The following is a 26563-nucleotide window of genomic DNA, read 5'->3' as shown; positions in this document are numbered from 1 at the left end:
AGCTCCTCGAATGGCAGTGTCGTCACGCTAGAGGCAAGCCAGAACAGCGTCCAATCGAAATGGCGAAACGACCGATCAATGACATCTATCGCAGACGTGGGTTAAGGTCTGCACAACCAGACGCCAGGCACTCCCATGGACATCAAGCAGCTCAAGTTCCTCATCGCCCTCGACCAGACCCGCCACTTCGGCCAGGCCGCGGCGCTGTGCCATATCACCCAGCCGACCCTGTCGATGCGCCTGCGCAACCTGGAGGACGAACTGGACCTGGTGCTGGTCAAGCGCGGCCAGCGCTTCGAAGGCTTCACCGAGGCTGGCGAGCGCATCCTGGCCTGGGCCCGCACCCTGCTCGCCGCCCATGACGGCCTGCAAGCCGAGGCCGCCAGTTGCCGCGGCCAGGTGGTCGGCAGCCTGCGCCTGGGCACCGTGCCGCTGGCCAGCTTCAACCCCATGCACCTGCTGCTGCCGCTGCGCGAGAAGTACCCCGAGCTGCAATTCCAGCTCAGCTCGCACAGCACCGAGCAGATCATGGACGGCCTGAGTCGCAACCAGCTCGACCTGGGGATCTGCTACCTCGACCAGGTCAACGCCAATTTCTTCGAAGTGATCGAACTGGGGACCACCACCATGGGCCTGCTGTTCGACACCCGGCACTTCCAGTTCGACGCCGACGGCCTGCGCTGGGACGAACTCGGCGACACGCCCCTGGGCCTGCTGAGCAAGGGCATGCACTACCGCCAGTCACTGGACCTGAGCCTGCGCAGCCGCGGCCTCGAACCCAATGCCGTGCTGGAAAGCGACTCGACCTTCCAGCTGGTGCAGGCCATCAACACCGGCGTGTGCTGCGCGATCATGCCGCTGGGCTGCGGCCTGGAAGACCTCAGCGAACACATGCGCATCATCCCCATCGCCGACGCCAGCATCCACAGCCCGGTCGGCCTGCTGCTGCGCCGCAGCGAACCGCGTTCGGCGATTGCCGAGCAGTGCTTCGCCGAAGCGAAGCTGCTGTTTCAACCCAGCTGATCCGCGGTTGCCTGGCGATACTGCCGCGGCGTGAAGCCCGTCAGTTGCTTGAACTGACGGCTGAAGGCGCTGTGGTCGGTGTAGCCGCAGCGCAGCGCTACTTCGGTGATCGGCAAATCGGAATGCAGCAGCCGGTGGGCTTGCTCCAGGCGTGCCTTGTGGATCATCTGCCGCGGCGTAAGGTGGAACACCCGCTTGCAGTAGCGCTCCAGCTGCGCCACGGAAATCCCGGCGATGCGGGTCAACTCGCTCATGCTGATCGGCTGGTGGAAATGCTGGCGGATGTGCTCGTCCACGGCAGCCAGGCGCTGGTAGGCGGGGTGGGTATCGGCGGCTGACTGCAAGTCGACGGAGATGCCCACCAAACCGATGATTTCCCCGGCCGGGTTGCGCAGCGGGCGCTTGTGGGTCAGGCACCAGCCCGGTTCTCGGCTGCCGTACAGGTGCAGTTCGAGCTGGTCTTCCAGCACCAGCCCATCCTTGAGCACCCGGCGGTCCTGCTCGGTGTAGCCGGGGCCCAGTTGCGCCGGGAACACTTCGGCACTGGTCTTGCCCAGCAGCGGCTGCAGGCGCTTGAGGCCGCAGCGCTGGACCAGCGTGGTATTGGCCAGCACATATCGCGCGGCCGGGTCCTTGATGAAGATCGCGGCGTTGGGGATGGCGTCGAGGATTGGTAGCAGTAAAGAGACACCGGCCAGCAGCGCTTCCAGGGTGGCCGGGCGGTGCTGGTCGAAGGACTGGTACAGGGTTGTCAGGGAGTCTTGTGTCATCTGCATGCTCTTGGTTGAGGCTACCGGCCCTTTCGCGGGGCCAGCCCGCTCCCACAAGTACCGCACAAGATGAAAGGTTATGGCGTATCTGTGGGAGCGGGCTTGCCCCGCGAATGGGCCAACAATGCCCATGAACCTCTAAAACCCTTATACAGCAAGCCCTGCAGCCTACCTATCCAGTCTGCAAAGCCACCAGTATTTTCTGCAACTGTGCCGATTTCGTCATCCCTCCTGCAGAAAACCATCAAGAACCCCCGCCCCGATCGGGTCCACTCTATGCCCCACGCAAGCCGCCCAAGACCTACAACAGCGCGGCCGTAGAAAGCCGCATCACGTGACATCAGACCTGCCTATCCAAAACCTACAAAAAGGCGCACCCATGTCAGGCAAATTCAAGAAACAGCTGTCATTGCTCGACCTCACCTTCATCGGCCTCGGCGCCATCTTCGGCTCCGGCTGGCTGTTCGCCGCCAGCCATGTTTCGGCCATCGCCGGCCCGGCCGGTATCCTCTCCTGGTTCCTCGGCGGTTTCGCCGTGCTGCTGCTGGGCATCGTCTACTGCGAACTTGGCGCCGCCCTGCCGCGGGCCGGTGGCGTGGTGCGCTACCCGGTGTACTCGCACGGCCCGCTGCTCGGCTACCTGATGGGCTTCATCACCTTGATCGCGTTCTCCAGCCTGATCGCCATCGAAGTGGTCGCCTCGCGCCAGTACGCCGCTGCCTGGTTCCCCGGGCTGACCAAGGCCGGCTCCAGCGACCCCACGGTGCTTGGCTGGCTGGTGCAGTTCGCCTTGCTGGGGCTGTTTTTCTTCCTCAACTACCGCAGCGTGAAGACCTTCGCCAAGGCCAACAACCTGGTCAGCGTGTTCAAGTTCATCGTGCCGCTGCTGGTGATCGGCGTGCTGTTCACCTTCTTCAGACCGGAAAACTTCGAGGTCCAGGGCTTCGCGCCGTTCGGCCTGTCTGGCGTTGAAATGGCGGTGTCGGCGGGTGGCATCATCTTCGCCTACCTGGGGCTGACGCCGATCATCTCGGTGGCCAGCGAAGTGAAGAACCCACAACGCACCATCCCGATCGCGCTGATCCTCTCGGTGCTGCTGTCCACCGCGATTTACGCCCTGTTGCAACTGGCCTTCCTCGGCAGCGTGCCGACCGAGATGCTGGCCAACGGCTGGGCCGGCGTGACCAAGGAACTGGCCTTGCCCTACCGTGACATCGCCCTGGCCCTGGGTGTGGGCTGGCTGGCCTACCTGGTGGTGGCCGACGCGGTGATCTCGCCCAGCGGCTGCGGCAACATCTACATGAACGCCACCCCGCGCGTGGTCTATGGCTGGGCGCAGACCGGCACCTTCTTCAAGTACTTCACCCGCATCGATGCCCAGTCCGGTATCCCGCGCCCGGCGCTGTGGCTGACCTTCGGCCTGTCGGTGTTCTGGACCCTGCCGTTCCCGTCCTGGGAAGCACTGATCAACGTGGTGTCCGCCGCGCTGGTGCTGAGCTACGCCGTGGCGCCGGTCACCGTCGCCGCCCTGCGCCGCAATGCGCCGGACATGCCGCGCCCGTTCCGGGTCAAGGGCATGGGCGTGCTCGGCCCGATGTCGTTCATCATCGCCGCGCTGATCGTCTACTGGTCGGGCTGGAGCACCGTGTCCTGGTTGCTGGCCCTGCAGATCGCGATGTTCGTGCTGTACCTGCTGTGCAGCCGCTTCGTGCCGACCCAGCACCTGTCGCTGGCCCAGCAAGTGCGTTCGTCGGCCTGGCTGATCGGCTTCTACGCCGTGACCATCCTGCTGTCCTGGCTGGGCAGCTTTGGCGGCCTGGGCGTGCTCGGCCACCCATTCGACACCCTGGCCGTGGCCGCCTGCGCCCTGGGCATCTACTACTGGGGCGCGGCCACTGGCGTACCGGCTCACCTGGTACGCCTGGAAGGCGAAGACGAAAGCGAAGCCTCGGCTGAAACCTACAGCGCCCACCCCGCCGTCGCCTCCTGATCCTCCTAGCAATGGACAAGCCCATGAAACAGATTCACGTCATCGACTCGCATACCGGCGGCGAACCGACCCGCCTGGTGATGAAAGGCTTCCCCCAACTGCAGGGGCGCAGCATGGCCGAGCAGCGCGACGAACTGCGCGAGCTGCATGATCAATGGCGCCGTGCCTGCCTGCTGGAGCCACGCGGCAACGATGTGCTGGTCGGCGCGCTGTATTGCCCAGCGGTGTCGGCCGACGCCACCTGCGGGGTGATCTTCTTCAACAACGCCGGCTACCTGAACATGTGTGGCCACGGCACCATCGGCCTGGTCGCCTCGCTGCAGCACCTGGGCCTGATCGAGCCCGGCGTGCACAAGATCGACACCCCGGTCGGCCAGGTCAGCGCCACCCTGCACGCCGATGGCGCTGTCACCGTCGGCAACGTGCCGTCCTATCGCTACCGCCAGCAGGTGGCAGTGGATGTACCCGGGCATGGCGTGGTGCGCGGCGACGTCGCCTGGGGCGGCAACTGGTTCTTCCTGGTGTCCGAGCACGGCCAGCGCATCGAACTGGACAACCGCGAGGCCCTCACCGAGTACACCTGGGCCATGCTCAAGGCCCTCGAGGCCCAGGGCATCACCGGCGAAAACGGCGCGCTGATCGACCATGCCGAGCTGTTCGCCGACGACGCCAATGCCGACAGCCGCAACTTCGTCATGTGCCCCGGCAAGGCCTACGACCGCTCCCCTTGCGGCACCGGCACAAGCGCCAAGCTGGCGTGCCTGGCCGCCGACGGCAAGCTCGAAGCAGGCCAGACCTGGGTCCAGGCCAGCATCACCGGCAGCCAGTTCCACGGCCGCTATGAGCGCGACGGCGAACGCATTCGCCCGTTCATCACCGGCCGCGCCTACATGACCGCCGACAGCACCCTGCTGATCGACGAACAGGATCCATTCGCCTGGGGCATCTGACCCGGCTTTTCAAACAACTGAATATCGCCAGGAGTACAACAATGACTGACAACATCTTCACCGGCACCATGCCTGCCCTGATGACCCCGTGCACCGCCGAGCGCAAGCCGGACTTCGACGCCCTGGTGCGCAAGGGCCGCGAACTGATCGAGGCTGGCATGAGCGCGGTGGTGTACTGCGGCTCGATGGGGGACTGGCCGTTGCTGACCGAAGCCGAGCGCCAGGAAGGCGTAGCCCGCCTGGTGGCCGCCGGCATTCCGACCATTGTCGGCACCGGTGCGGTCAACACGCGCGAAGCCGTGGCCCACGCGGCGCACGCGGCCAAGGTCGGTGCCGCCGGCCTGATGGTGATCCCTCGCGTACTCAGCCGCGGTGCTTCGCTGATCGCCCAGAAACACCACTTCTCGGCCATTCTCGCTGCGGCGCCGAAGCTGCCGGCAGTGATCTACAACAGCCCCTACTATGGCTTCGCCACCCGCGCCGACCTGTTCTTCGAACTGCGCCGGGAATTCCCCAACCTGATTGGTTTCAAGGAGTTCGGCGGCGGCGCCGACCTGCGCTACGCCGCCGAGCACATCACCTCGAAGGATGACGATGTGACCCTGATGGTCGGTGTCGATACCCAGGTGGTGCATGGCTTCGTCAACTGCGCCGCCACCGGTGCCATCACCGGCATCGGCAACGCCCTGCCGCGTGAAGTGCTGCAGCTGGTGAGCCTGAGCAAGCAGGCCGCCAAAGGCGACGCCAAGGCCCGCCGCCTGGCGCGTGAACTGGAAGCGGCGCTGGCGGTGCTGTCGTCGTTCGATGAAGGCTGCGACCTGGTGCTGTACTACAAGCACCTGATGGTGCTCAACGGCGACACCGAGTACAGCTTGCACTTCAACGAAACCGACGTGCTCACCGATGCCCAGCGCAACTATGCCGAGCAGCAGTACGCGCTGTTCCGCAACTGGTACGCCAGCTGGTCGGCCGAGCAGAACCTGGCCTAAGGGGTTACACATTCCCTGTGGGAGCGGGCTTGCCCCGCGAAGCAGGCACCGCGGTGCATGGCACCGGCTTCGCCGGTGTTCGCGGGCAAGCCCGCTCCCACAAAGTACGCGATACGACTCTGACTTTGATTCCCAAAGGACGCCCCATGACCCTGACAGGCAACCTGCTGATCGGCCAACGCGCCGTGCCCGGCAGCGGCAACGCGATCCGCGCCATCGACCCGGCGACCAACCAGGTCCTCGAACCCGCCTACGCCGGCGGCACCAGCGAACACGTGGCCCAGGCCTGCGCACTGGCCTGGGCGGCGTTCGACGCCTACCGCGAAACCGCGCTGGAGCAACGCGCCCATTTCCTCGAAACCATCGCCAGCGAAATCGAAGCGCTGGGTGATGGGTTGATTGACCGCGCCGTGGCCGAAAGCGGCCTGCCCAAGGCGCGCATCCAGGGCGAGCGTGGCCGCACTTGCACGCAACTGCGCACCTTCGCCCGGGTGGTCCGCAGCGGCGAATGGCTCGATATACGGGTCGACAACGCCCTGCCCGAACGCCAGCCGCTGCCCCGCGCCGACCTGCGCCAACGCCAGGTGGCGCTGGGCCCGGTGGCGGTGTTTGGCGCCAGCAACTTCCCCTTGGCCTTCTCGGTAGCCGGCGGCGACACCGCATCGGCCCTGGCCGCTGGCTGCCCGGTGGTGGTCAAGGCCCACGCCGCACACCCCGGCACCAGCGAACTGGTCGGCCAGGCCGTGGCCCGTGCGGTCCAGCACTGCGGCCTGCCTGAGGGAGTGTTCTCGTTGCTGTATGGCGCCGGTCATGAAGTCGGCATCGCCCTGGTCAGCGACCCGCACATCAAGGCGGTCGGCTTCACCGGGTCGCGCAGCGGTGGCATAGCTCTGTGCAAGGCAGCCCAGGCGCGCCCGGAGCCGATTCCGGTGTACGCCGAGATGAGTTCGATCAACCCGGTATTTCTGTTCGATGCGGCGTTGCAGGCCCGTGGCGAAGCGCTGGCGCAAGGCTTCGTTGCCTCGCTGACCCAAGGTGCCGGGCAGTTCTGCACCAACCCCGGGCTGGTGATCGCCCGCCAGGGGCCGGCCCTGCAGCGCTTCATCGAGGCGGCCAGCGCGCATGTTCGCCAGGCCGCCGCGCAGACCATGCTCACCCCAGGCATTTCCAGCGCGTTCGCCACTGGCGTCGACGCCCTGGCCAGCAACGTCAACGCTACGCTTGCCGCCAGCGGCCTGAAGCAACAAGGGCCGAACCAGTGCCAGGCGCATTTGTTCGTGACCCCGGCCGAAGCGTTTCTCGACGACCCGGCATTGCAGGCCGAAGTGTTCGGCGCCGCATCGCTGGTAGTGGCCTGCACCAGCGACGCGCAGGTGCGCCAGGTGGCCGAACAGCTTGAAGGCCAGCTGACCGCCACGCTGCACCTGGACGATGCCGACATCGACAGTGCCCGCGCCCTGCTACCGACCCTGGAGCGCAAGGCCGGGCGCATCCTGGTCAACGGCTGGCCGACCGGTGTAGAGGTGTGCGACGCGATGGTCCACGGCGGGCCGTTCCCGGCCACCTCCGATGCCCGCACCACCTCGGTGGGTACGGCGGCGATCCTGCGCTTCTTGCGCCCGGTGTGCTACCAGGACTTCCCCGATGCCCTGCTGCCGCAGGCGCTCAAGCACGGCAACCCGCTGCAATTGCGGCGCTTGCTCGACGGCAAACGGGAAGGTTGAGCATGGTCGACACCCCCGAAAACGATATCGCCGTGGTGGGTGCCGGCATCGTCGGCGTCGCCTGCGCCCTGCAACTGGCCCGCCAGGGCCGTCGGGTGCTGCTACTCGATCACCAGGCGCCCGGCCACGGTGCCTCCTATGGCAACGCCGGGCACCTGGCCACCGAGCAGGTGTTCCCGATCGCCGACCTGTCGATCCTCAAGCGCCTGCCACGTATGCTGCTCGACCCGATGGGCCCGCTGCGCCTGGACTGGAAGTACCTGCCCAAGGCCATGCCATGGTTCACCCGCCTGCTGCTGAACCTGCGCCCGGCGCCGTTCCAGCGCAGCGTGGCCTGCATCCGGGCGCTGAACGAAGGTAGCCTGGGGGCCTGGCAGCGTTTGCTGGGCTCGATCGGGCGTAGCGAGTTGTTCAAGGAGGACGGCTCGCTGCTGGTGTACGAGCGGCCCGAGTCGCGTGTCGCGCTGGAGGCCTTGCGCGCGCGTATGCAGCAGCAGGACGTGCAGGTGGATCTGTGGTCGGCCGATCACCTGCGCGAGGCCGCGCCGCAATTGAACCCATCGCTCCTCGGCGGGCTGTTCTTCCCGCGTACCGGGCACTTCATCGACCCGTACCGGGTGGTCTGCGCACTGTTCGAGGCCGCCAAGGCCCACGGCGTGCGCTTCGTCCAGGCGCGGGTTACGGGGGGGCAGCTGCACAGCGACGGGGTCAGCCTGGCCAGTGACCGGGGGACGTTCAAGGCGCGCCAGGTCCTGCTCAGCTGCGGCGCCCATTCAGCGCCATTGACGCTGGCGCTGACCGGCAAGCGCGTTCCGCTGGACACCGAGCGCGGCTATCACCTTATGCTGCCGCAGGAACAGCAACGCCTGCCGTTCGCAGTCACTTCGCTGGAGCGCAAGTTCATCATGACGCCCATGGCTGAGGGGCTGCGCCTGGCTGGCACGGTGGAGTTCGCCGGGCTCGATGCGCCGCCCAGCATGCAGCGGGCGTGGCAGTTGCACCGGTTGAGCAAGGGGTTGTTTCAACAGGACCTGAGCACTGAAGGGGCGACGCCGTGGATGGGCTTCAGGCCATCGTTGCCGGACTCGTTGCCGGTGATCGACCGCGTGTGCGACGGGCAGGTGCTGCTTGCCTTCGGGCATCAGCATCTGGGGTTGACCCAGGCGGCGGTGACGGCGGAATGGGTGGGGCGGTTGGCGGGGCAGGCGGCAGGGCCTGAGACAGCGGCTTACCGGTTGGATCGGTTCTAGCCTGGAGCGGCCTCTTCGCGGGTAAACCCGCTCCCACAGTTGTGGGAGCGGGCGCGCCCGCGAAGGGCTGCAAAGCAGCCCCCTGCAATACTCAGCGATAACGCTCGAGCCAGTGGGCATACGGTGCCGGCAAGGTCCAGGAGGCCTTGTCCACACCCAACTCCTTGGCCGCGAAGTATGCCCAGTGCGGATCGGCCAGGTGCGCACGCCCCACCGACACCAGGTCCAACTGCTTGGCCTGCACAGCCTCTTCAGCCAGTTGCGGCGTGCCAAAGCCCCACGCCGAGGTCACTGGCAGCCCAGCTTCACGACGCACACGTTCGGCGATCGGCCCCATGAATGCCGGGCCCCATGGAATGTTGGTGTCTGGGATGGTGAAGCCGACGCTGACGCTCAGCAGGTCCAGCCCGCCAGCCTTGAACCGGCGCGCCAGTTCGATCGACTCTTCCAGGGTCTGCTCATCGCGGCCGTCATACTCCAGCACACCAAAGCGAGCGGTCAGTGGCAGGTTCTCCGGCCATACCTCACGCACCGCGGCCAGGGTTTCCAGCAGAAAGCGACTGCGGTTTTCGAAGCTGCCACCGTAGGCATCGGTGCGCTGGTTGGAATGCTCGGAGAAAAAGCTCTGCCCCAGATAGCCGTGGGCGAAGTGCAGCTCGATCCACTCGAAGCCGGCGTCGCGGGCACGGCGCGCGGCGTCGACGAAATCCTGTTTGACCCGGGCGATGTCGTCCAGGGTCATTTCGCGCGGGACTTTCGGCAGGTGCGCGCCAAAGGCGATGGCCGACGGCGCGATAGTGTCCCAGCCACGGGCATCGTCGGCAGCAATGTGGTCATCGCCTTCCCACGGGCGGTTAGCGCTGGCCTTGCGCCCGGCGTGGGCAATCTGGATACCGGGTACCGAACCTGCCGCCTTGATCGCCTGCACCACTGGCACGAAGGCCTGGGCATGGGCGTCGCTCCAGATCCCGGCGCAACCGGGGGTGATACGCCCTTCCGGTGCCACGGCGGTGGCCTCCACCACCAGCAGGCCGGCACCGCCACGGGCCAGGCCGGCCAGGTGCACGTGGTGCCAGTCGTTGATCATGCCGTCCTCGGCCATGTACTGGCACATCGGCGGGATGGCGATGCGGTTGCGCAGCGTGACATCTTTCAGGGTGTAGGGTTGGAACAGGGCAGACATGGGCAAACTCCGGGTCGTCTGAATACGATAGTTCGATCATAATCGAACTATGGCAATTAATGAAACCCCCGTTATCATGTCGGCCATGCGAGCCTACCAACACCCCAATTCTGAAGACCTGACTCTCGAGCGTGTGCTCTATGCGCTGAGCGACCCGGTGCGCCTGGGCATCGTCCGCCACCTGGCTGGCGTGGCCGAGGCCAGCTGTGGCGAGCTTGATGGCGGGCGGCCGAAGTCGAGCATGTCGCACCATTTTCGCGTGTTGCGTGATGCGGGGTTGGTGCATACCCGCAACGTCGGGACCACCCACATGAATTCGTTGCGCAGCCAGATGCTGGCCGAGCGCTTTCCCGGGTTGCTGGACTGCATCCTGCGGCAGACCTGATCGCTAACGTGCCGCCCCGGCACGCCTGCAAGGTCAGGCGCTGATGGCGTCAAAGCTGCGTATGGGAGTGGGTGCTGCACAGAACAGCGGAAACTCTTCTTCGATGATCCACGGCTCTTTCATCACCAGGTACACATCGAGAAAATCAGAGAAGCCGGGCCAGATGAACAGATCATTGGCTTCGGCAACGGCACGCGACAGCACGCCCACGCCGCCAAAGCTCTTGATCATGGAAACACTGACGATCTCGCTGCCGGAATGGAACACGGTGGCGGCTTCCAGCATGCCGGGCCGGCGCTCGGCGAAACGCGAAAAGATCGAGGAATAAGGGCACTCGGGCAACGGCTTGATCACCGCGCAGGCAGGTGCACGGTCATTACTGGATGACGAGGCGACGACTTCGATGCGCAACCCCTTGAGCGGCAGCGAATGGTAGTTCTCAGGCACACTGTCGCCCAGCACCACCACCATGTCGGCTTCGTCCTTGGCCAGCTTGGTCAGGTTGTCGGGCGATTCCGAGCAGCTGAAGATCGGGTTGTAGCCCGCAAGCTTGCTGACCACCCCGCCCATGATCTGTTGGTTGATCTCCATGGACAACGTGCTGTTCAAGGCAACGCGTAGCGGCAGCCGCTGGTTGCGGCTCTGGCGCAACTGATTGATCTTCAGTTGCATGCGCTCGGAAGAGCGGACGATTTCCAGCACGTGCGGCAGGATGCCCACGCCCTCCTGGGTCAGCGATACCCCTTTGTTGGTGCGGTCGAACAACTTGAAGCCGCAATGATCCTCGAGCTTTTTCAACTGAGCGGCCAAGGCCTGGACCGTAACGTGAACCTGTTCGGCCGCATCGGTGATCGACCCCGTTCGGGCCACGTTCACGATGTTCTTGAGCACCTTGATGTCCATTCAATCTCCCTCCCCGATTTGTTGACGCAGTCCGGCAACAAAGGCCAAGAGGATAACGCACAAGGCCTTGCACTGTCTGCCCGCTTATGGTGCACGCGGCCCGGGTAGCAAGCAACGGTTGAGGCGCCTGAAAAAAATGTGAAGTTTCACCGCGCAAACCAACTGTTAGATTTTTGCCAGCTTTTGAATAAGAAGAGATGGCCATGCTGACACTGAACAAAAACATCGAAACTGCCCTGCGACAAAACAAGACGGTCAATGTCATGGGCAGCGATTATGCCTTGACCGGCGGCTTCAAGGAGTTTGTCGAGTTTTCCAAAAGTTGGGAAACCATGGGGGTCGACCGTTATTACGGTCAAGCCGACAAGGGCACGCGCTACCGCCGTTACAGTGATTTCGACTTCAACCCGGTCACCGGCGAACTGAACCAACTCAGCCACCGCGCCTACGAACAATCCGAGGCCCACAACGCCTACGTCGGCGGCATGGCGCGTCATTTCGATGACATCGGCGCCGATGTATTCAACTCACCGATCCTGCGGGCACTGATTCGGCTGGATTTTGACGTGTACAAGGCCGTATTGCCGGAAGAACTGCATACCGTCAACTGGCAGTGCCAGGTGCACCAGATCCGTATCGAGATCAAACCCGGGGCGCAGATCGAAATCACCCCTGAAGGTATTCACTGTGACGGTTACCCGTTCAGCGGCGTGCATTTCTGGGGCCGTCATAATGTCGAGGGTGCTACCAGCAAGATTTACGATAAACAGTCCAATGTTATCGATTCCGGCACCTACCTGAATATTCTCGATACCACCTACTTCCTTGATCGCGAACTTCAGCACTATGTAACGCCGGCCATCAACCCGAGCACTTCCGAAATGGGCTACCGGCAAATCATTGCCATTTCCTTCTCTCGACCGGGTAGCGAGCATGACATTATCGACTAGTTGCATCGGCACGGTGCCAAAGCTGTTCCCGGCAGAGCACATCAATGGCCTGAGCATCAAGAAAGCCACGCCCTTCCATGCGCGCAAGATCGTCGACTTCTTCCGCCGCTTCGAAGAGACCTCATTCTGCGACTGGCAGGACGAAGGGCTGCTCAAAGGTTTGCTCGGCACCGAGCACACCTATTGCTATGTGGCAGAGAACCAGACCGGGGCCATCGTCGGGGCGGTCGCGGGGGGGCTGATGGGAACACGAGGCACCATCAATCACATGGCCGTGGAGCCGGACTATCGCCAGAGCAGGATCGGCACTTCATTGGCCAACTCGATTCTGAGTGATTTCCGCCAGCACGGCATTCGCCGGGTGTTCCTGTTCGTTGAGAATGACAACACCCAGGCACTGAGCTTCTGGCAGAAACAAGGCTTCCTGCAGACACGTGGTGAAATCACCTGCGAGGTCGACCTGTGACCTCGTCGGTGCTGCTATCCGCCACGCGCAAGGAAAGCCTGGTCGACGCCCTGCCGATCGTTACCGGCTATTTCGTCGTCAGCTTCGTGTTTGGTGTCATGTGCATCAATGCCGGCCTGCCCTTGTGGCTGCCGGCTGCCATGTGCCTGTTCGTCTATGCCGGGGCGGCGCAGTTCGCCGCACTGGCCCTGATGACCACCAGCGCGCCGCTGATCACCATTGCACTGTCGACCTTGCTGATCAATTCGCGGCACATGCTGATGGCAATGTACATGTCCAAACGCAGCGCACAACTGCCGATCAGCAAGCCACAGAAGCTGCTGTACGCTTTTGGCCTGACCGATGAGTCCTTTGCCTTTCATAGCCAGCGCCTGGAGAACGGCAGGCCGACCTCGCCGGGCTATCTGCTGCAGTTCAATACCTACTGCCATGCCAGCTGGATCGCCGGCGCGGTGTTTGGCGCGGTGGCCTCGGATGCATTGAACCGGTTCTCCCAGTTCAAGCTGGACTATGCCCTGACGGCAATGATGATCTTCGTGCTGATATCGCTGTGCAGCAACTTCACCAAAGCGCTCATCGCCCTGGTGGTGATCGTCACCACCTGCCTGTTGAACATGTACGCACCGTCGCCGTTGAACGTATTCATCGCAACCGCCGTAGGCTGTGGAGCAGGGTTATGCCTGAAGAGAACTACCTGATCGCAGCGGTGATGCTGATGGCTGCCATCACCTATCTCACCCGTGCGACGCCCTTTCTGCTGAAGATGGAGAAATCCCCCAAGCTGTTCAATGACGTCATTGAATACTTGCCAGTGGCAATCATCGCCAGCATCACCGTACCCGCCCTGCTGGTGGCCAAGGATGGCTCACTGCTGGGCCTGAATACCGACCTGCTGGCAGCGATCCCGGTGGTGATCGTCGCCTACTGGTCGCGCAGCCTGATCTACAGCGTGTGCGCCGGGGTCGCCGGGCATGTGGCGATCACGCTCCTGGCGTGAGGTGCGGATCTGAAAAGGAAGCTGTTATGAGCCTTGCACGCCGGAAAGTCACCCTGACCAACTTGAGTGAATTTTCCCGCCTGATGCCCAAGGTTCCACGTGACCGGGTGATCGAGGAAATGGCTGACCTGTCGCTGGAATGCTCGTTGGCCTACGCCTTGGGCAAGACGTTCCTGCGCGATGGCTGGATTGCGGAGTATCGCCATCTGCATGCGGCCGCGCACTTGAGCCCGTGCACCGACCTGCTGCTTTTCGCCACCTCGGGGGGCTTGAAGCTGGAGCTGGCCGATGGCTCGCACATGCACGTCATGCGCGGCGATCAGGTGGTACTCAGGGCGGCCACCGAGGCGAAGGTCTTTCCCGTCAGTGACGAAGGTGATGTGAGTTTCCTGGCGTTGGCCGTCGACCTCAACCTGACCGAGGTGCTGCAGGACCTCGTCGCCGACAGCGACCTGCCGACACGCCCATGAAAAAAGCCACGGGGGTCACCCGTGGCTTTCGCGAACCCACATTGCCGCCCGGTCAGAGCGCCATGTCGTTTGCCGGCTTGCTTTCAACCGGTTGGCTCGGCGCAACGCTGGTGCCGACGCTCTCGTCGATCACCGGTGGCTTCTCCAGTTGCAGCACTTCAGCGGTGTAGTTCCACTCTTTCTGGGTAGCCGCTGCCGAATCGTTCAGCTTGGTACCGTAGCTCGGAACGATCTGCTTGATCTTGGCCTGCCACTCGGGGGTGGCGACCTTTTCCTTGAACACGGTTTCCAGCACGTTCAGCATGATTGGCGCAGCAGTCGACGCACCTGGCGAGGCGCCCAGCAGGCCGGCAATGGTGCGGTCCTGGGAAGCCACCACTTCGGTACCCAGCTTCAGTACACCGCCCTTCTCTTCGTCACGCTTGATGATCTGCACGCGCTGACCGGCCTGCCACAGTTTCCAGTCTTCCTTCTTGGCGTTCGGGAAGTAGGTGCGCAGCGCTTCGAAGCGGTCGTCATCCGACAGCATCAGCTGGCCAGCGAGGTACTCGACCAACGGGTACTGGTCGATACCGACCTTGGTCATCGGCCACACGTTGTGGGTGGTGGTGCTGCTCAGCAGGTCCAGGTACGAGCCGTTCTTCAGGAACTTGGTCGAGAAGGTGGCGAATGGGCCAAACAGGATCACGCGCTTGCCGTCCAGCACGCGGGTATCCAGGTGCGGTACCGACATGGGTGGCGCGCCGGTCGAGGCAATGCCGTAGGCCTTGGCCATGTGCTGCATGGCCACGGTCGGGTTCTCGGTCACCAGGAACGAACCGCCCACCGGGAAGCCTGCGTACTCCTTGGCTTCTGGAATACCCGACTTCTGCAGCAGCTTCAGTGCGCCGCCGCCGGCGCCGATGAACAGGAACTTGGCGTCGGTAGCCGATTCGGTACCGTCCTTGAGGTTCTTGTACTCGACGTGCCAGGAGCCGTCTTCGTTGCGGGTGATGTCCTGCACTTCGCTGGACAGTTTCAGGTCGAAGCCTTTCTGGGTCTGCAGGTGGCCAACGAACTGGCGGGTGATTTCGCCGAAGTTGACGTCGGTGCCGATTGGCGTCCAGGTGACCGCCAGCTTCTGGTTCGGGTCACGGCCTTCCATCATCAGCGGGACCCACTTGGCGATCTGCGCGTGGTCCTCGGAGTATTGCATCGGGCGGAACAGCGGGCTGGCCTGCAGCGCGTCGTAACGTTTCTTGAGGAACTTGATGTTGTCATCACCCCAGACGAAGCTCATGTGCGGGGTGGTGTTGATGAACGAGTGCGGGTTCTTCAGCACGCCCTGGCGAACCTGCCACGACCAGAACTGGCGGGAGATCTGGAAGGCTTCGTTGATTTCGATGGCCTTGGAGATGTTGACGTTGCCGTCTTTGTCTTCCGGGGTGTAGTTCAGCTCGGCCAGCGCGGAGTGGCCGGTACCGGCGTTGTTCCAGCCGTTGGAGCTTTCTTCGGCGACGCCGTCCAGGCGCTCGACCATTTCCATCGACCAGCTTGGCTCCAGCTCGTGCAGCCACACGGCCAGGGTGGAGCTCATGATGCCGCCGCCGACCAGCAGCACATCGACTTTCTTGGTTTCTGCGGCGTGCGCTTGCATGAAGCTCGCAGCGACAGCCAGACCCAGCAAGGTCTTGCCAGCTTTCTTGAACATTGATCAATTCCAGTCAGTAGAACGGAGGGTGGACCTGTGGCTGGCCCAGAGTGTTCCTTGTTCTTCAGCGCAGGCTTGTTGTTAATGATTGTTCAGCAGCCAGAGAACCAGAAAACGACTCAGGCTTTTGTCGAATTGACCGACCAGGCTGAATCGTTTCGCCGATTGTAACCGAAATGCCAGCACAAACAAATTGCCGCTGGGGGGTCAACGCGACGGGTTGTCTCAGTGAAATTCGCCCACAGCAAAAGCGTTCGGGCAACAAAAACCCCCGGCCATCTGCATGACCGGGGGCTTCGGATCAGGCCACTAGCGGCGAGATCTGGGGACCATCAGGCTTACTGCGGCTGAGGCAGTTTATCGATAGGGCCGCAGCCACCGATGACCTTGGAGATGGAAACCGAAGGGTGGAACAGGTAGTCGTACGAGCAGTTTTTCTGCGCGTTGTAGACTTGGCCAGTGCAGCCCGACAGCAGGGCAACGCCGGATACGACAGCAACGGCGACAGTGGCCTTGAACAGCTTTTTCATACTAAGTCCTTTAAATACTTCATCTTCGGCCATCATTCTGATGGCGGCGGGATGATACAGAACTCAGACATTGGATCCAAGTTGCAAAAGGCAATTCGTGCCCGTTAAGTGCCTCACAGAGCAATGTCCCACACGCACTGTATGCCTGAAAAGAAAAGAATCACTCAAGCGGGCCACAGCTTCCCCAATTCTGGCGTCAAGCACCCCAAAACTGGGTTGCCCTTTTCACCAGCAATTAGGATCTCAATATTTTTTTTACAATTAGAAACAGTTTTTCAGGGCTCTCTACGCCAACTCAGCTATGGCACAACACGTGCTTTGGTCACTACGGCTCAAGGAACGACCTCTTGCGTGCATGTCCGGAACCGGCCAGAACATCGCCCCTCGAGATCGTCGGAAGTGCCGTACCCGGTATTTCAAGTCGAGCTGTCTATTCGATATCCGTATCGCTCCGTAGTGGTTGCACAAGCCGTGCAATACGAGCCTGAAAGTCGGTAGGTCGAATGCTTGCAAAGAGGCTGGCAGCATTTCGGAGACCATCATGAGCATATCTGCAGGACTCAAGACTTCGGCCGCAGCCCTCGCTCACGCGCGGCTCAATACGCGGTTCGCTCAACCGGCACTGCTTGCAGGTGCGCTAGTCGCCGCACTGGCATTGACCGTTGCCTCACCCGGCGATGCCTTGGCCAAGGGCGGGACCGACAAACCGGTCAAGGGCACGACATCACCTTTCACAACGCCCACCCTTCCTGACCCGATCTTTGCTGACCCGCTGGCCATTCATGGCTTCGATATCACCGGTTTCATTCAGGACATGACCGTCGACAGCAGCAACAGCAACTGCCCGAATACCAGCAGCCCGGACCGGTTGGGCGGTACGGTTGTGGTCAACGGCACAACTATTACCGTGCCCTGCAACTCGGTCATCCAGATGCCCGCCAATACACTCACCTGGGCGGACTTCGTACACGGCGGCCCACTGGGCCTTAAACAACTACCGGCCACTTACCCATCGTTTGAAGTGCATGTTGTCGGCAACACCGTCGCCGGCAAACAAATTGCCGGGCTGATCTTTGTCTCCCAGCAATCGGCCCAGGTCGGCAGTGGTTATATCAGCAAGATTGACCAGACTACCGGCAACATAGAAGTGACGAGTACCAACTCGCCGCAACCGACCATCTTGCAGATCAATGACCCTAATGGGCGCTTCGGTCGGGCCCAAAGCCCCGATGCGCGCTTCTCGGTGGATGATGCCAACCCGACCATTCACTCGGCCACGGGTTACCCGATGTGCGTGCCGCGTACCGGTGATGACCCGCTGTGCCCACAGAAAAACCGCCCGAAAGTGGTCACTCCAACCACAACCAACAACTGCCGTAACTTTGCCCAGGCCGGCGTAGCGCTGCCTGCGTCAGGTGAATTGACACCACCGAAGGCAGGCCAGCTGTATTGCAGCCAGTTCGTCATGAAGCGATTCAGTGACCCGACACGGACCGCAACCGACCCGGACCCGACGCAACAAGTACCCTTTGAAGTCGGCGACTTCATTACCTACTCCGGCACGCTGTTCAAATCGACCACCGCGGGTGTGCCGGACTTCATTTCCGCTCATACCATCGAGGCCAACCTCGGTATCTATACCCAGCCGGGCTCTCAGCCCAGCTACCTGGCCATTGGCGAATTCGGCGTCGGCACGGCTGACCCGGCTGCGGTAGCAGTCAACGGTGCAGCCCAGGAAACCCAGGACCGCATCTTCCTGGAAGCCGAGACCACCGACGTCAAGACCCCGGTGGACATCTATCTGATCGATGTCGACCCAGCCACTGGCGTACAGCGCAACCGCTGGATCACGCCGTTTGAAATGACCGGGGAATGCGACCCTGCCGCCGTTCTGGCGCCGACCTGCGCCGGCGCCTCGGGCGGGATCACCACGCAAAACGTAGGCCCACAGCCACAACGCGCTCGGTTGCGTGCGTCCAAGGCACCGACAGGCCTGCTCAGCCAGCCAACCCGTACCTTGCGGGTGCTCGCTCGTTCACTGTGTGTCCCCACCAACACCCTTGCACAACCGGGTGTCGATAGCTGCCTGCAGAACGCCAGCCGGCTGACCGTCGCCAACGGCCTGACTGCCGGGCAGTACGTGGCACCGGTGTTCGAGTTCATCTTCCCGGAGAACGTCAAGCCTGGGGACGAGATCGTGCCCAACGACTTCTGGCACTTGCCGTTCCTGCGTAATGGTGAGGGCAGTACTACCCCAACGGGGGTTGGCGCACTGGAGCCAACGCCTTGGTGAATTGAACGAAAACAAGAACGCCAGAAACGAAAAAGCCCCGCAGACGTTAATCTGCGGGGCTTCATCTTGTATGGCGGAGAGATAGGGATTTGAACCCTAGGTACTGTTGCCAGTACAACGGATTTCGAATCCGTCCCGTTCGACCACTCCGGCATCTCTCCAATGCCGCGCATCATACCAGCGTTTTCTTGAAACGCAAATCTTTTTTCCAAAAAAATCGCGTGGTATCAGGCGCTTGCGTGAACGTGCGGCTTACAGCGGCACGCCCAGGCGCTTGGCAACTTCTTCGTAGGCCTCGATCACGTCGCCCAGCCCCTGACGGAAGCGGTCCTTGTCCATCTTCTTGCGGGTTTCCTTGTCCCACAGGCGGCAGCCGTCCGGGCTGAACTCGTCGCCGAGAACGATCTGGCCGTGGAATATGCCGAATTCCAGCTTGAAGTCGACCAGCAGCAGGCCGGCGTCATCGAACAGCTTGCTCAGCACTTCGTTGACCTTCAGCGACAGCTTCTTCATCTCGACCAGTTGCTCGGCGGTGCCCCAGCCGAAAGCGACAACGTGCGATTCGTTGATGAACGGGTCACCCTTCTCGTCGTTCTTCAGGAACAGTTCGAAGGTGGACGGCTCCAGCTTGATGCCCTCCTCCACGCCCAGGCGCTTGACCAGGCTGCCGGCAGCGTAGTTGCGCACCACGCACTCGACCGGGATCATGTCCAGCTTCTTCACTAGGCACTCGTTGTCGCCCAGCAGCTTGTCGAACTGGGTCGGCACGCCGGCTTCTTCGAGCTTCTGCATGATGAAGGCGTTGAACTTGTTGTTCACCATGCCTTTGCGGTCGAGCTGCTCGATGCGCTTGCCGTCGAACGCCGAAGTGTCGTTACGGAACAACAGGATCAAGCGGTCGGCGTCGTCGGTCTTGTAAACCGATTTGGCCTTGCCGCGGTAGAGTTCGTCGCGTTTTTCCATGATTGGGCTCCGCTTGCTGAGGTGTTGGGCTAGGCGATTTCGCGCCAGTCGAGCCCGTGTTCCTGATTCGCCACCTGGAGCCAGTCCGGGTCGCACCCAAGGGTGTCGACGAAGCACTGACGGGCCAAGTGTGGCAGGTTGTTCTTGCTGCTGAGATGGGCCAGCACCAGGTGCTGCAGGTTGTTCCAGCCCAACTCTTGCACCAGGCGCGCAGCCTGGTGATTGTTCAAATGTCCTTGCATGCCACCCACCCGCTGCTTCAGGAAGGCCGGGTAGTGACCGCGCGCGAGCAGCTCGCGGCAGTGATTGGCTTCGATCAGCAGCGCGTCCAGGCCCTGGTAGCGTTCGAGCAGCAGCGCATCGTACGACCCCAGGTCGGTGAGCATGCCGAAACGCCGGCGACCGTCGCTGAACACGTACTGCAGCGGCTCGTAGGCGTCGTGCTCGACCCGCGCCGGGCTCACTTCCAGGTCACCAATCTGCAGCCGCTCGCCACAAGCGAGAAAACCGGCTACCTCCACCGGCTTGCGCATGCCGCGCAATGTGCCTTGGCTGAGGTAGACCGGTACATTGTAGCGCCGCGACAGCAACCCCACCCCATGCACGTGGTCGGCATGTTCATGGGTGACCAGCACAGCGCTCAGTTGCGCCGCCGACACCCCGAGCAGCGCCAGGCGCCGCTCGGTTTCACGCAGAGAAAAGCCGCAATCGACCAGGATGAAGGTGTCACCACTGGCGATCAGCGTGCCATTTCCCTGGCTGCCGCTTCCGAGTACCGCGAAGCGCACTTAGCCCAGGTGATCCTGAATGGCGCTCAGCACGCGGCGGGCGACATCGGCCGGGGCCACGGTGTTGATGTTCTTCTCGACGGTGACCTGCACGCTCTCGCCCACCTTGCTCAGGCGTACCTGATAACGCTCGGCGCGGGCTTCACGCTCTTCCTTGGTCGGAGCACTGCCGAACATACGGCTGAAGAAGCCAGGCTCGTTCTGCTTGTCGTCAGGCTTTTCCGACAGGTTGATGTAGTACAGGCCCAGGCTGCGGTTGATGTCCTCGACACGCCACTGGCCACCCTGCTCCAGGGCCCGGCCCACGCCAGACCAGGCACGGTCCAGGTCCGAGCCCAGGAACAGCACCGGGTTGCCGCTGCCGTCTTCGCTCAGGGTGACACGGCTAGGTGCGTCGAAGTCACGCGCAGCCAGCAGCGATACCGAACCGCCCTTCTCGGCGCTGCGGCTCATGCTGGCAAGCATTTCGTCGACCAATAGCGCGTCGGCGCCGGTATTGGCCGAAGTGGACGGGAACGCAGTGTCGGCGGTGCTGCCGGCCGGGCGCTCGACGCTGACGATGTACACCTCGGAGGTGTTGCGCTGCACGCCGGGTTCGATACGCACACGCACACGCACTTCGCTGTCGCCACTGCTGGCAGTGCTCGACAGACGCTGACCGAGCGAGGCTGAGAGTTCGTCGAAACGCTGCCAGGTGGTGCTGAATTCACCGGTCTGCGGGCGCTCTTCAGCAATGCGGAAGCCATTGTCCTCGAAGAACTGGTGCGCCACCGGCCATACTTCGGCCGGCGAATGCTGGGCCAGCACCCAGCGGCTGCTGCCACTGCGTTGCAGGGTGTAGTCGCTGGCTTCGGCGCCAGCGGTGAGCGGTTGCGGGCGGGGCACTTCGAACTCGCCAGTGGCGTGATCGTCAGCGACGTTGCGCGGGATCGGCAGCAACGGATCGAGGCGCTTGACGTTGCCGGCGTCTGGCGGCAACTGCATCGGCGCGGTCGGGTGCGCCTGCAGGTAATCGCTGCCGCGGTCGCGGAAATAGCCATCCTCGCCCCACAGCCAGCCACACCCACTGGTGCTGGAAATAATCAGGGCGAGCGCGGAAAGACCAGCCAGTCGCTTCATGCGGTGTACTTCCTCTTAAACCAGTACGCCGGACTGGCGCAAGGCAGTACGGACTTTTTCGTGGCAGCCTTCGCTCAGCCAGGTCAGCGGCAGGCGAATGCCCTTGTGCATCAGGCCCATTTCCACCAGCGCCCACTTGACAGGGATCGGGTTGGCTTCGCAGAACAGGTCTTTGTGCAGCGGCATGAGTTTTTCGTTGATAGCGCGGGCCTTCTCGGCATTGCCCTCAAGGGCGGCCTCGCACAGGTCGGCCATGGCGCGTGGGGCGACGTTGGCGGTGACGGAAATGTTGCCTTTGCCGCCCATCAGGATCAGCTCGACGGCAGTCGGGTCATCGCCGGACAGGACGATGAAATCCTTGTCGACACCTTCGAGGATGGCCTTGGCACGGGCCAGGTCGCCCGTGGCTTCCTTGATGCCGATGATGTTCTTGATCTTCGACAGGCGGATCACGGTCTCGGCCTGCATGTCGCAGGAGGTGCGACCGGGCACGTTGTAGAGGATCTGCGGAATGTCGACGGCTTCGGCAATGTGCTTGAAGTGCTGGTACAGGCCTTCCTGGGTCGGCTTGTTGTAGTACGGCACGACCAGCAGGCAGGCGTCGGCGCCGGCATTCTTGGCGTTCTGGGTCAGGTGCACGGCTTCGGTGGTGGAGTTCGCACCGGTGCCGGCGATCACCGGGATCGGCTTGTTGCTGCGCTTGACGCGCTCGACCACGTGCTTGATGACCAGGATGTGCTCTTCGACATCGAGCGTGGCCGACTCACCGGTGGTGCCGACTGCGACGATCGCGTGGGTGCCGTTTTCCAGGTGGAAGTCTACAAGTTTGTCGAGGCTGACCCAGTCCAGACGCCCTTGTGCATCCATGGGTGTGACCAACGCCACCATACTGCCCGCAATCATGTAACTGCTCCTGCCGGAAAAAGAGAGCGGTAATGGTACTGGGGGCATCGGCCTTGCACAAGCGAAGCAGGCGGGCGGAGCATTCCCCTCGGCGCCTTATTTCGCTACCCTTGATCCTTTGATCGGTGCAGCGCGGCCCGCCGGGCCGCCGACCCTGCTCCCCGGCCAGCGTCCACGTCCTCGCATGCGAGCCCCGGGCCCTGCCGACAGGAGGCTTTCGCCCGTCCTGCACCGACCGCTCATCGCTTTAGGAATGCTGCATGTCCACCCCCACCGTCCGCGAACAATTCCTTGTCATCAGCGCCTTGGGCCCCAACCCCATGGAGCTGGCCAACGTCCTCAGCCGCGCCGCCTTCGAAAACCGCTGCGCGGTGGTCACATCGCGCCTGAGCCGCCACGGCGAGACCAGCGCCCTGGTGCTGCAGGTAGGCGGCAGCTGGGATGCCCTGGCACGCCTCGAAGCCATGCTCCCGGGCCTGGGCAAGAAACACGGCCTGACCCTCGACGTGGTGCGCAGCGCCGACCAGGAAGTGCGCCCGCAGGCCCTGCCCTATGTGGCCTACGTCAGCGCCGCCTATCGCCCGGACATCATCAACGAGCTGTGCCAGTTCTTCCTCGACCACCGCGTCGAGCTCGAAGCCATGACCTGCGACACCTACCTGGCGCCGCAGACTGGCAGCAGCATGCTCAACGCCCAGTTCACCGTGATCCTGCCGGCTGGCACGCAGATCAGCTGGCTGCGCGACCAGTTCCTGGACTTCGCCGATGCCCTGAACCTCGATGCGCTGATCGAGCCATGGCGTCCACAGAACCCCATGTAAGGAAACCGACCATGGCAGTAGCCCTCGACCAACCCGTAGCCGACTTCCAGGCCCAGGCCACCAGCGGCCAGACCGTCAGCCTTGCCGAGCTCAAGGGCCGGCAGGTTGTGGTGTACTTCTATCCAAAGGACAGCACCCCGGGCTGCACCACCGAAGGCCAGGGTTTCCGCGACCAGCATGATGCCTTTGCCGCCGCCAACACCGTGGTGTTCGGCGTTTCACGCGATGGCATCAAGTCGCATGAAAACTTCAAGGCCAAGCAAGGCTTCCCGTTCGAGCTGATCAGCGACAAGGACGAGGCCCTGTGCCAACTGTTCGACGTGATCAAGCTGAAAAAGCTTTATGGCAAGGAATACCTGGGCGTCGACCGCAGCACCTTCCTGATCGACAAGGACGGTGTGCTGCGCCAGGAATGGCGTGGGGTGAAGGTGCCCGGGCATGTGGATGCCGTGTTGGCAGCGGCCCAGGCCTTGAGTAAAGGCTGATTTTGATTGGGGCTGCTTTGCAGCCCCAATTACATTCACAGCATCGGCGAGACGCTCGGCTCCTGCCGCGGCCAGGCATCCAGCACGGCCTTGATCAAGGTCGCCAGCGGGATCGCAAAGAAGATTCCCCAGAAGCCCCACAGCCCGCCAAACAGCAGCACCGCGCAGATGATCGCCACCGGGTGCAGGCTCACCGCCTCGGAGAACAGCAGCGGCACCAGCACGTTGCCATCCAGTGCCTGGATGATCGCATACACCGTCATCAGGAAGATGAACTGGTCGCCCCAGCCCCACTGGAACAGCGCGATCAACGTCACTGGCACGGTCACGACCACCGCGCCCACGTAGGGCACCACCACCGACAGCCCCACCAGCAGCGCCAGCAACGCGGCGTAATTGAGCCCCAGGCTGATGAAGGCAATGTAGGTGGCAATCCCGCAGATCAGGATTTCGATGCCCTTGCCGCGAATGTAATTGGCGATCTGCCGGTTCATCTCGCTACCCACGCGGTTCAGCAGGGTGCGCTGACGCGGCAGGTAGCCACTGACCCAGCGCCCGATCAGCTCGCGGTCCTTGAGGAAGAAGAACACCAGGATCGGCACCAGCACCAGGTAGATCATCGCGTTGACCAGCAGCGGCAGGCTCGACAGCGAGAAGGTCAGCGCCCATTGGCCGAACTTGCCGATTTCGCCGCGCACCGACTCGATCGCATGCAACACCTGCTCGTCCGACACCAGGTGCGGATAACGTTCCGGCAGCAATAGCAGCAGCGACTGCCATTTGCCGAGCATCCCCGGCAATTCGTTGAACAGCGTAATCAGCTGATGCCAGAGCAGCGGCACCAGCACCAGCATGAACACCGCCAGCGCCCCCATGAACAGGGCGAACACCAGCATCACCGCGAACCGGGTCGGCACCCGCATGCGCTCCAGGGCATTGACCAGGCCCTGCATCAGGAACGCCAGGACCATACCGGCCAGCACGGGCGCCAGCATGCCGCCGAGGGTGAGCACTGCGGTGAAGGCCAGGAACAGCAGGACCGCCAGCACCACCGCTTCCTCATCGGAGAAGTAGCGCTCTATCCAGTCGCGAAGCACTTTGAACATTGACGATCCTTGGGGTGGCTCAGGCCTTGCGCAGCCAATAGGTATAGGTACCGGCCTCGGCCGTTTCGTGCAGCAGGGTATGACCGGAAAGCTGGGCGAAAGTGCGGAAGTCGCGCTGCGAACCTGCATCGGTGGCGACCACTTTGAGGATCGCACCGCTGGCCAGGCGATTGAGTTCCATCTTCGCCTTGAGAAGCGGCAACGGGCAGTTCAGCCCGCTGGCGTCGAGTTCGGCGTCGCAGGTCAGGGGGTCACTCATCGGGCGCGTCTCCAGGGCGGGGCAGAAAGTCTTGGGTAAAGCTCGGTAGCATACCGCCACTGGTCGGCTCAGCGCGACCCGGCTACAGTAAGGCTTTTCATCGACGCGAGCTTCTGCATGAATCTACTGCGCCCTACCCTGCTGGCGCTGGCCTGCCTCATGGCCCTTCCCGGCCACGCCGACGACCTGCCGTCACTGGGCGACGCCAGTTCCGCCATCGTTTCACCCAAGCAGGAGCACGACCTTGGCCGCGCCTGGCTGAGCCTGCTGCGCGGCCAGGTCAACCAGCTCAACGACCCACAGCTCAAGGACTACGTCGAAACCACCGTCTACCGCCTGGCTGAAACCAGCCAGCTGCAGGACCGGCGCCTGGAATTCATCCTCATCGACAGCCGCGAGCTCAACGCCTTTGCCGCGCCCGGCGGCATCGTCGGCGTCAACGGCGGTTTGTTCCTCAATGCCCAGACCGAAGGCGAATATGCCTCGGTACTGGCGCACGAACTCGCGCACTTGTCGCAACGCCACTTCGCCCGCGGCGTCGAGGCCCAGCAGCGCATGCAATTGCCGATGATGGCTGCCTTGCTCGCCGGTATCGTGCTGGCAGCAGGCGGCGCCGGCGATGCCGGCATCGGCATGATCGCTGGCACCCAGGCGGCGGCTCTTCAGGAACAACGGCGCTTCTCGCGGCAGAACGAGCAGGAAGCCGACCGCGTGGGCATCCAGAACCTGGAAAGGGCCGGCTACGATCCGCGCAACATGCCGACCATGTTCGAACGCCTGGCGCGCCAGTACCGCTACGATGCCAAGCCACCAGAATTCCTGTTGACTCACCCGGTAACCGAATCGCGTATCGCCGACACCCGCAACCGCGCCGAACAGGCGCCCAAAGGCGGCGTCGAGGACAGCCAACGCTACCAGCTGATCCGCGCCCGCGTGGCACTCACTTATGAGGGTACTCCAGGTCTGGCAGCCAAGCGCTTCCGCGCCCAGCTCGATGAAGATCCAAAACTCGATGCCGCCCGCTATGGCCTGGCCCTGGCGCAGATCAAGGGCGGCCAGCTCAACGAAGCGCGAGAAAACCTCAAGCCATTGCTGGCCAAAGCGCCTAACGACATTACCTACAACCTGGCGCAGATCGACCTGGATATCACCAACAATCGCCTGGCCGACGCCCAGCAACGTGCCGAGCGCATGCAGGGGCTGTACCCGGGCAACTACCCGCTTAAACAGGTACGTGCCGACCTGCTGGTGAAGCAGAACAAGCCGGCCGAGGCCGAGAAGGTGCTGGAAGACCTGCTCAAGAGCCGGCCGGATGACCCTGACGTCTGGTACGACATGGCGGAAGTGCGCGGATTGTCGGGCAACACCATCGGCTTGCACCGCGCACGTGCCGAATACTTCACGCTGGTGGGGGATTTCGACCAGGCGGTACAGCAGCTGGACTACGCCAAGCGCCGGGCGGGCAGCAACTTCCCGCTGGCATCGCAGATCGACCAGCGCCAGCGCGAGATCATGGAACAGAAACGCATGGTTCAGGAGATGATGGGGCGCTGATG

The 26563-nt window shown here is 62.9% G+C and carries 27 protein-coding genes and 1 tRNA gene; 16 read left to right on the top strand and 12 right to left on the bottom strand.

The window, feature by feature from the left end:
* Positions 1-135: 135 nt before the first annotated feature.
* Complete coding sequence (locus ACQKPS_RS18005; protein WP_283723646.1) at positions 136-1023, top strand: LysR family transcriptional regulator; 888 nt, start codon at positions 136-138, stop codon at positions 1021-1023.
* On the opposite strand, the gene ACQKPS_RS18000 is transcribed toward ACQKPS_RS18005, so the two are convergent.
* Positions 1011-1793, bottom strand: coding sequence for a helix-turn-helix domain-containing protein (locus ACQKPS_RS18000; RefSeq protein ID WP_427605224.1), 783 nt, complete (start codon positions 1791-1793; stop codon positions 1011-1013). The two genes, ACQKPS_RS18005 and ACQKPS_RS18000, sit on opposite strands and share 13 nt — an antisense overlap.
* Before the next feature lie 379 nt (positions 1794-2172).
* Between ACQKPS_RS18000 and ACQKPS_RS17995 the strand changes: the two genes are divergently transcribed.
* The 5 genes from ACQKPS_RS17995 to ACQKPS_RS17975 all read left to right on the top strand — a co-directional run bounded on the left by ACQKPS_RS17995 (position 2173) and on the right by ACQKPS_RS17975 (position 8696).
* On the top strand, positions 2173-3783 hold the full coding sequence (locus ACQKPS_RS17995) for an APC family permease (RefSeq protein WP_427605222.1): 1611 nt from the start codon (positions 2173-2175) through the stop codon (positions 3781-3783).
* Positions 3784-3806: 23 nt separating this feature from the next.
* Positions 3807-4733 (top strand): 4-hydroxyproline epimerase, encoded by a 927-nt coding sequence (locus tag ACQKPS_RS17990; protein ID WP_427605220.1) that lies wholly within the window; start codon positions 3807-3809, stop codon positions 4731-4733.
* Positions 4734-4774: 41 nt separating this feature from the next.
* On the top strand, positions 4775-5722 hold the full coding sequence (locus tag ACQKPS_RS17985) for a dihydrodipicolinate synthase family protein (RefSeq protein ID WP_313201464.1): 948 nt from the start codon (positions 4775-4777) through the stop codon (positions 5720-5722).
* Between the two features lie 146 nt (positions 5723-5868).
* Positions 5869-7446, top strand: a complete 1578-nt coding sequence (locus tag ACQKPS_RS17980; RefSeq protein ID WP_427605218.1) for an aldehyde dehydrogenase (NADP(+)) — start codon at positions 5869-5871, stop codon at positions 7444-7446.
* Positions 7447-7448: 2 nt separating this feature from the next.
* Positions 7449-8696 (top strand): NAD(P)/FAD-dependent oxidoreductase, encoded by a 1248-nt coding sequence (locus tag ACQKPS_RS17975; RefSeq protein WP_427605217.1) that lies wholly within the window; start codon positions 7449-7451, stop codon positions 8694-8696.
* A gap of 91 nt (positions 8697-8787) precedes the next feature.
* On the opposite strand, the gene xenA is transcribed toward ACQKPS_RS17975, so the two are convergent.
* Complete coding sequence (xenA, locus tag ACQKPS_RS17970) at positions 8788-9879, bottom strand: xenobiotic reductase XenA (protein ID WP_054883364.1); 1092 nt, start codon at positions 9877-9879, stop codon at positions 8788-8790.
* Between the two features lie 49 nt (positions 9880-9928).
* Here xenA and ACQKPS_RS17965 point away from each other — a divergent pair, with 49 nt between their 5' ends.
* Positions 9929-10264 (top strand): ArsR/SmtB family transcription factor, encoded by a 336-nt coding sequence (locus tag ACQKPS_RS17965; protein WP_254483862.1) that lies wholly within the window; start codon positions 9929-9931, stop codon positions 10262-10264.
* A 33-nt stretch (positions 10265-10297) separates the two neighbouring features.
* Here the strand turns inward: ACQKPS_RS17965 and ACQKPS_RS17960 are convergent, their stop codons facing one another.
* On the bottom strand, positions 10298-11167 hold the full coding sequence (locus ACQKPS_RS17960) for a LysR family transcriptional regulator (protein ID WP_254483860.1): 870 nt from the start codon (positions 11165-11167) through the stop codon (positions 10298-10300).
* A 203-nt stretch (positions 11168-11370) separates the two neighbouring features.
* On the opposite strand from ACQKPS_RS17960, the gene ACQKPS_RS17955 reads away from it, so the two are divergent.
* From ACQKPS_RS17955 to ACQKPS_RS17935, 5 genes are read left to right on the top strand one after another with little or no spacing between them, the layout of a single operon-like run.
* Positions 11371-12117 carry a 2OG-Fe dioxygenase family protein gene (locus ACQKPS_RS17955; RefSeq protein ID WP_254483858.1) on the top strand — a complete coding sequence of 249 codons (747 nt, stop codon included), beginning with the start codon at positions 11371-11373 and terminating at the stop codon, positions 12115-12117.
* On the top strand, positions 12101-12583 hold the full coding sequence (locus ACQKPS_RS17950) for a GNAT family N-acetyltransferase (protein ID WP_254483856.1): 483 nt from the start codon (positions 12101-12103) through the stop codon (positions 12581-12583). The genes ACQKPS_RS17955 and ACQKPS_RS17950 overlap by 17 nt, the downstream gene beginning before the upstream one ends.
* Positions 12580-13281 (top strand): AzlC family ABC transporter permease, encoded by a 702-nt coding sequence (locus ACQKPS_RS17945; protein WP_283723640.1) that lies wholly within the window; start codon positions 12580-12582, stop codon positions 13279-13281. Before ACQKPS_RS17950 ends, ACQKPS_RS17945 begins: the two co-directional genes overlap by 4 nt.
* Positions 13260-13580: an AzlD domain-containing protein gene (locus tag ACQKPS_RS17940; protein ID WP_254483848.1), complete on the top strand. Its 321-nt coding sequence runs from the start codon at positions 13260-13262 to the stop codon at positions 13578-13580. The genes ACQKPS_RS17945 and ACQKPS_RS17940 overlap by 22 nt, the downstream gene beginning before the upstream one ends.
* Before the next feature lie 26 nt (positions 13581-13606).
* Positions 13607-14050: a hypothetical protein gene (locus tag ACQKPS_RS17935; protein WP_283723639.1), complete on the top strand. Its 444-nt coding sequence runs from the start codon at positions 13607-13609 to the stop codon at positions 14048-14050.
* A 52-nt stretch (positions 14051-14102) separates the two neighbouring features.
* Here the strand turns inward: ACQKPS_RS17935 and mqo are convergent, their stop codons facing one another.
* Positions 14103-15740 (bottom strand): malate dehydrogenase (quinone), encoded by a 1638-nt coding sequence (mqo, locus tag ACQKPS_RS17930; RefSeq protein ID WP_254483841.1) that lies wholly within the window; start codon positions 15738-15740, stop codon positions 14103-14105.
* 338 nt (positions 15741-16078) lie between these two features.
* Positions 16079-16270, bottom strand: coding sequence for a DUF4223 family protein (locus ACQKPS_RS17925; protein ID WP_060510236.1), 192 nt, complete (start codon positions 16268-16270; stop codon positions 16079-16081).
* 541 nt (positions 16271-16811) lie between these two features.
* On the opposite strand from ACQKPS_RS17925, the gene ACQKPS_RS17920 reads away from it, so the two are divergent.
* A complete protein-coding gene (locus ACQKPS_RS17920; RefSeq protein WP_427605211.1) occupies positions 16812-18563 on the top strand; it encodes a hypothetical protein in 1752 nt (583 codons plus the stop codon).
* 71 nt (positions 18564-18634) lie between these two features.
* Here ACQKPS_RS17920 and ACQKPS_RS17915 read toward each other — a convergent pair.
* The 5 genes from ACQKPS_RS17915 to dapA form a co-directional block, all read right to left on the bottom strand.
* Positions 18635-18724 (bottom strand) — tRNA-Ser (locus ACQKPS_RS17915).
* Positions 18725-18815: 91 nt separating this feature from the next.
* A complete protein-coding gene (gene purC / locus ACQKPS_RS17910; protein ID WP_427605209.1) occupies positions 18816-19526 on the bottom strand; it encodes a phosphoribosylaminoimidazolesuccinocarboxamide synthase in 711 nt (236 codons plus the stop codon).
* 29 nt (positions 19527-19555) lie between these two features.
* Positions 19556-20314: an MBL fold metallo-hydrolase gene (locus tag ACQKPS_RS17905; RefSeq protein ID WP_283723926.1), complete on the bottom strand. Its 759-nt coding sequence runs from the start codon at positions 20312-20314 to the stop codon at positions 19556-19558.
* Positions 20315-21433 (bottom strand): outer membrane protein assembly factor BamC, encoded by a 1119-nt coding sequence (gene bamC, locus ACQKPS_RS17900; protein WP_283723925.1) that lies wholly within the window; start codon positions 21431-21433, stop codon positions 20315-20317.
* Between the two features lie 15 nt (positions 21434-21448).
* Positions 21449-22336, bottom strand: coding sequence for a 4-hydroxy-tetrahydrodipicolinate synthase (gene dapA / locus ACQKPS_RS17895; RefSeq protein WP_254483745.1), 888 nt, complete (start codon positions 22334-22336; stop codon positions 21449-21451).
* Positions 22337-22596: 260 nt separating this feature from the next.
* Between dapA and ACQKPS_RS17890 the strand changes: the two genes are divergently transcribed.
* Together ACQKPS_RS17890 and ACQKPS_RS17885 are read left to right on the top strand one after the other, a co-directional pair.
* Entirely contained in the window at positions 22597-23157 is a 561-nt protein-coding gene (locus ACQKPS_RS17890; protein ID WP_013973793.1) for a glycine cleavage system protein R, read from the top strand.
* An 11-nt stretch (positions 23158-23168) separates the two neighbouring features.
* The gene (locus tag ACQKPS_RS17885) at positions 23169-23642 is read left to right on the top strand and encodes a peroxiredoxin (protein ID WP_254483743.1); all 474 of its coding nucleotides are present in this window, start codon (positions 23169-23171) and stop codon (positions 23640-23642) included.
* 35 nt (positions 23643-23677) lie between these two features.
* On the opposite strand, the gene ACQKPS_RS17880 is transcribed toward ACQKPS_RS17885, so the two are convergent.
* Both ACQKPS_RS17880 and ACQKPS_RS17875 read right to left on the bottom strand, forming a co-directional pair.
* Complete coding sequence (locus ACQKPS_RS17880) at positions 23678-24748, bottom strand: AI-2E family transporter (RefSeq protein WP_176507819.1); 1071 nt, start codon at positions 24746-24748, stop codon at positions 23678-23680.
* Positions 24749-24767: 19 nt separating this feature from the next.
* Positions 24768-25007 carry a sulfurtransferase TusA family protein gene (locus tag ACQKPS_RS17875; RefSeq protein WP_283723922.1) on the bottom strand — a complete coding sequence of 80 codons (240 nt, stop codon included), beginning with the start codon at positions 25005-25007 and terminating at the stop codon, positions 24768-24770.
* Positions 25008-25124: 117 nt separating this feature from the next.
* Between ACQKPS_RS17875 and ACQKPS_RS17870 the strand changes: the two genes are divergently transcribed.
* On the top strand, positions 25125-26561 hold the full coding sequence (locus ACQKPS_RS17870; RefSeq protein ID WP_254483740.1) for a M48 family metalloprotease: 1437 nt from the start codon (positions 25125-25127) through the stop codon (positions 26559-26561).
* Positions 26562-26563 lie beyond the last annotated feature (2 nt).

Origin of the sequence: Pseudomonas sp. NPDC086566 (assembly GCF_050280885.1) — a bacterium.
Classification (GTDB): domain Bacteria; phylum Pseudomonadota; class Gammaproteobacteria; order Pseudomonadales; family Pseudomonadaceae; genus Aquipseudomonas; species Aquipseudomonas vlassakiae.
The sequence above is the reverse complement of the archived record's forward strand: the minus strand, read 5'-3'. Positions and strand labels throughout refer to the sequence as shown.

Coding starts and splice junctions, on each gene's coding strand:
- ACQKPS_RS17950 (WP_254483856.1), top strand. CDS start 12,101: ATGACATTATCGACTAGTTGCATCGGCACGGTGCCAAAGCTGTTCCCG.
- ACQKPS_RS17920 (WP_427605211.1), top strand. CDS start 16,812: ATGAGCATATCTGCAGGACTCAAGACTTCGGCCGCAGCCCTCGCTCAC.
- ACQKPS_RS17890 (WP_013973793.1), top strand. CDS start 22,597: ATGTCCACCCCCACCGTCCGCGAACAATTCCTTGTCATCAGCGCCTTG.
- ACQKPS_RS17960 (WP_254483860.1), bottom strand. CDS start 11,167: ATGGACATCAAGGTGCTCAAGAACATCGTGAACGTGGCCCGAACGGGG.
- ACQKPS_RS18005 (WP_283723646.1), top strand. CDS start 136: ATGGACATCAAGCAGCTCAAGTTCCTCATCGCCCTCGACCAGACCCGC.
- ACQKPS_RS17925 (WP_060510236.1), bottom strand. CDS start 16,270: ATGAAAAAGCTGTTCAAGGCCACTGTCGCCGTTGCTGTCGTATCCGGC.
- ACQKPS_RS17980 (WP_427605218.1), top strand. CDS start 5,869: ATGACCCTGACAGGCAACCTGCTGATCGGCCAACGCGCCGTGCCCGGC.
- ACQKPS_RS17965 (WP_254483862.1), top strand. CDS start 9,929: ATGGCAATTAATGAAACCCCCGTTATCATGTCGGCCATGCGAGCCTAC.
- ACQKPS_RS17870 (WP_254483740.1), top strand. CDS start 25,125: ATGAATCTACTGCGCCCTACCCTGCTGGCGCTGGCCTGCCTCATGGCC.
- dapA (WP_254483745.1), bottom strand. CDS start 22,336: ATGATTGCGGGCAGTATGGTGGCGTTGGTCACACCCATGGATGCACAA.
- bamC (WP_283723925.1), bottom strand. CDS start 21,433: ATGAAGCGACTGGCTGGTCTTTCCGCGCTCGCCCTGATTATTTCCAGC.
- ACQKPS_RS17995 (WP_427605222.1), top strand. CDS start 2,173: ATGTCAGGCAAATTCAAGAAACAGCTGTCATTGCTCGACCTCACCTTC.
- ACQKPS_RS17880 (WP_176507819.1), bottom strand. CDS start 24,748: ATGTTCAAAGTGCTTCGCGACTGGATAGAGCGCTACTTCTCCGATGAG.
- ACQKPS_RS17990 (WP_427605220.1), top strand. CDS start 3,807: ATGAAACAGATTCACGTCATCGACTCGCATACCGGCGGCGAACCGACC.
- ACQKPS_RS17875 (WP_283723922.1), bottom strand. CDS start 25,007: ATGAGTGACCCCCTGACCTGCGACGCCGAACTCGACGCCAGCGGGCTG.
- ACQKPS_RS17935 (WP_283723639.1), top strand. CDS start 13,607: ATGAGCCTTGCACGCCGGAAAGTCACCCTGACCAACTTGAGTGAATTT.
- ACQKPS_RS17975 (WP_427605217.1), top strand. CDS start 7,449: ATGGTCGACACCCCCGAAAACGATATCGCCGTGGTGGGTGCCGGCATC.
- ACQKPS_RS18000 (WP_427605224.1), bottom strand. CDS start 1,793: ATGACACAAGACTCCCTGACAACCCTGTACCAGTCCTTCGACCAGCAC.
- ACQKPS_RS17985 (WP_313201464.1), top strand. CDS start 4,775: ATGACTGACAACATCTTCACCGGCACCATGCCTGCCCTGATGACCCCG.
- xenA (WP_054883364.1), bottom strand. CDS start 9,879: ATGTCTGCCCTGTTCCAACCCTACACCCTGAAAGATGTCACGCTGCGC.
- ACQKPS_RS17940 (WP_254483848.1), top strand. CDS start 13,260: ATGCCTGAAGAGAACTACCTGATCGCAGCGGTGATGCTGATGGCTGCC.
- ACQKPS_RS17955 (WP_254483858.1), top strand. CDS start 11,371: ATGCTGACACTGAACAAAAACATCGAAACTGCCCTGCGACAAAACAAG.
- purC (WP_427605209.1), bottom strand. CDS start 19,526: ATGGAAAAACGCGACGAACTCTACCGCGGCAAGGCCAAATCGGTTTAC.
- mqo (WP_254483841.1), bottom strand. CDS start 15,740: ATGTTCAAGAAAGCTGGCAAGACCTTGCTGGGTCTGGCTGTCGCTGCG.
- ACQKPS_RS17885 (WP_254483743.1), top strand. CDS start 23,169: ATGGCAGTAGCCCTCGACCAACCCGTAGCCGACTTCCAGGCCCAGGCC.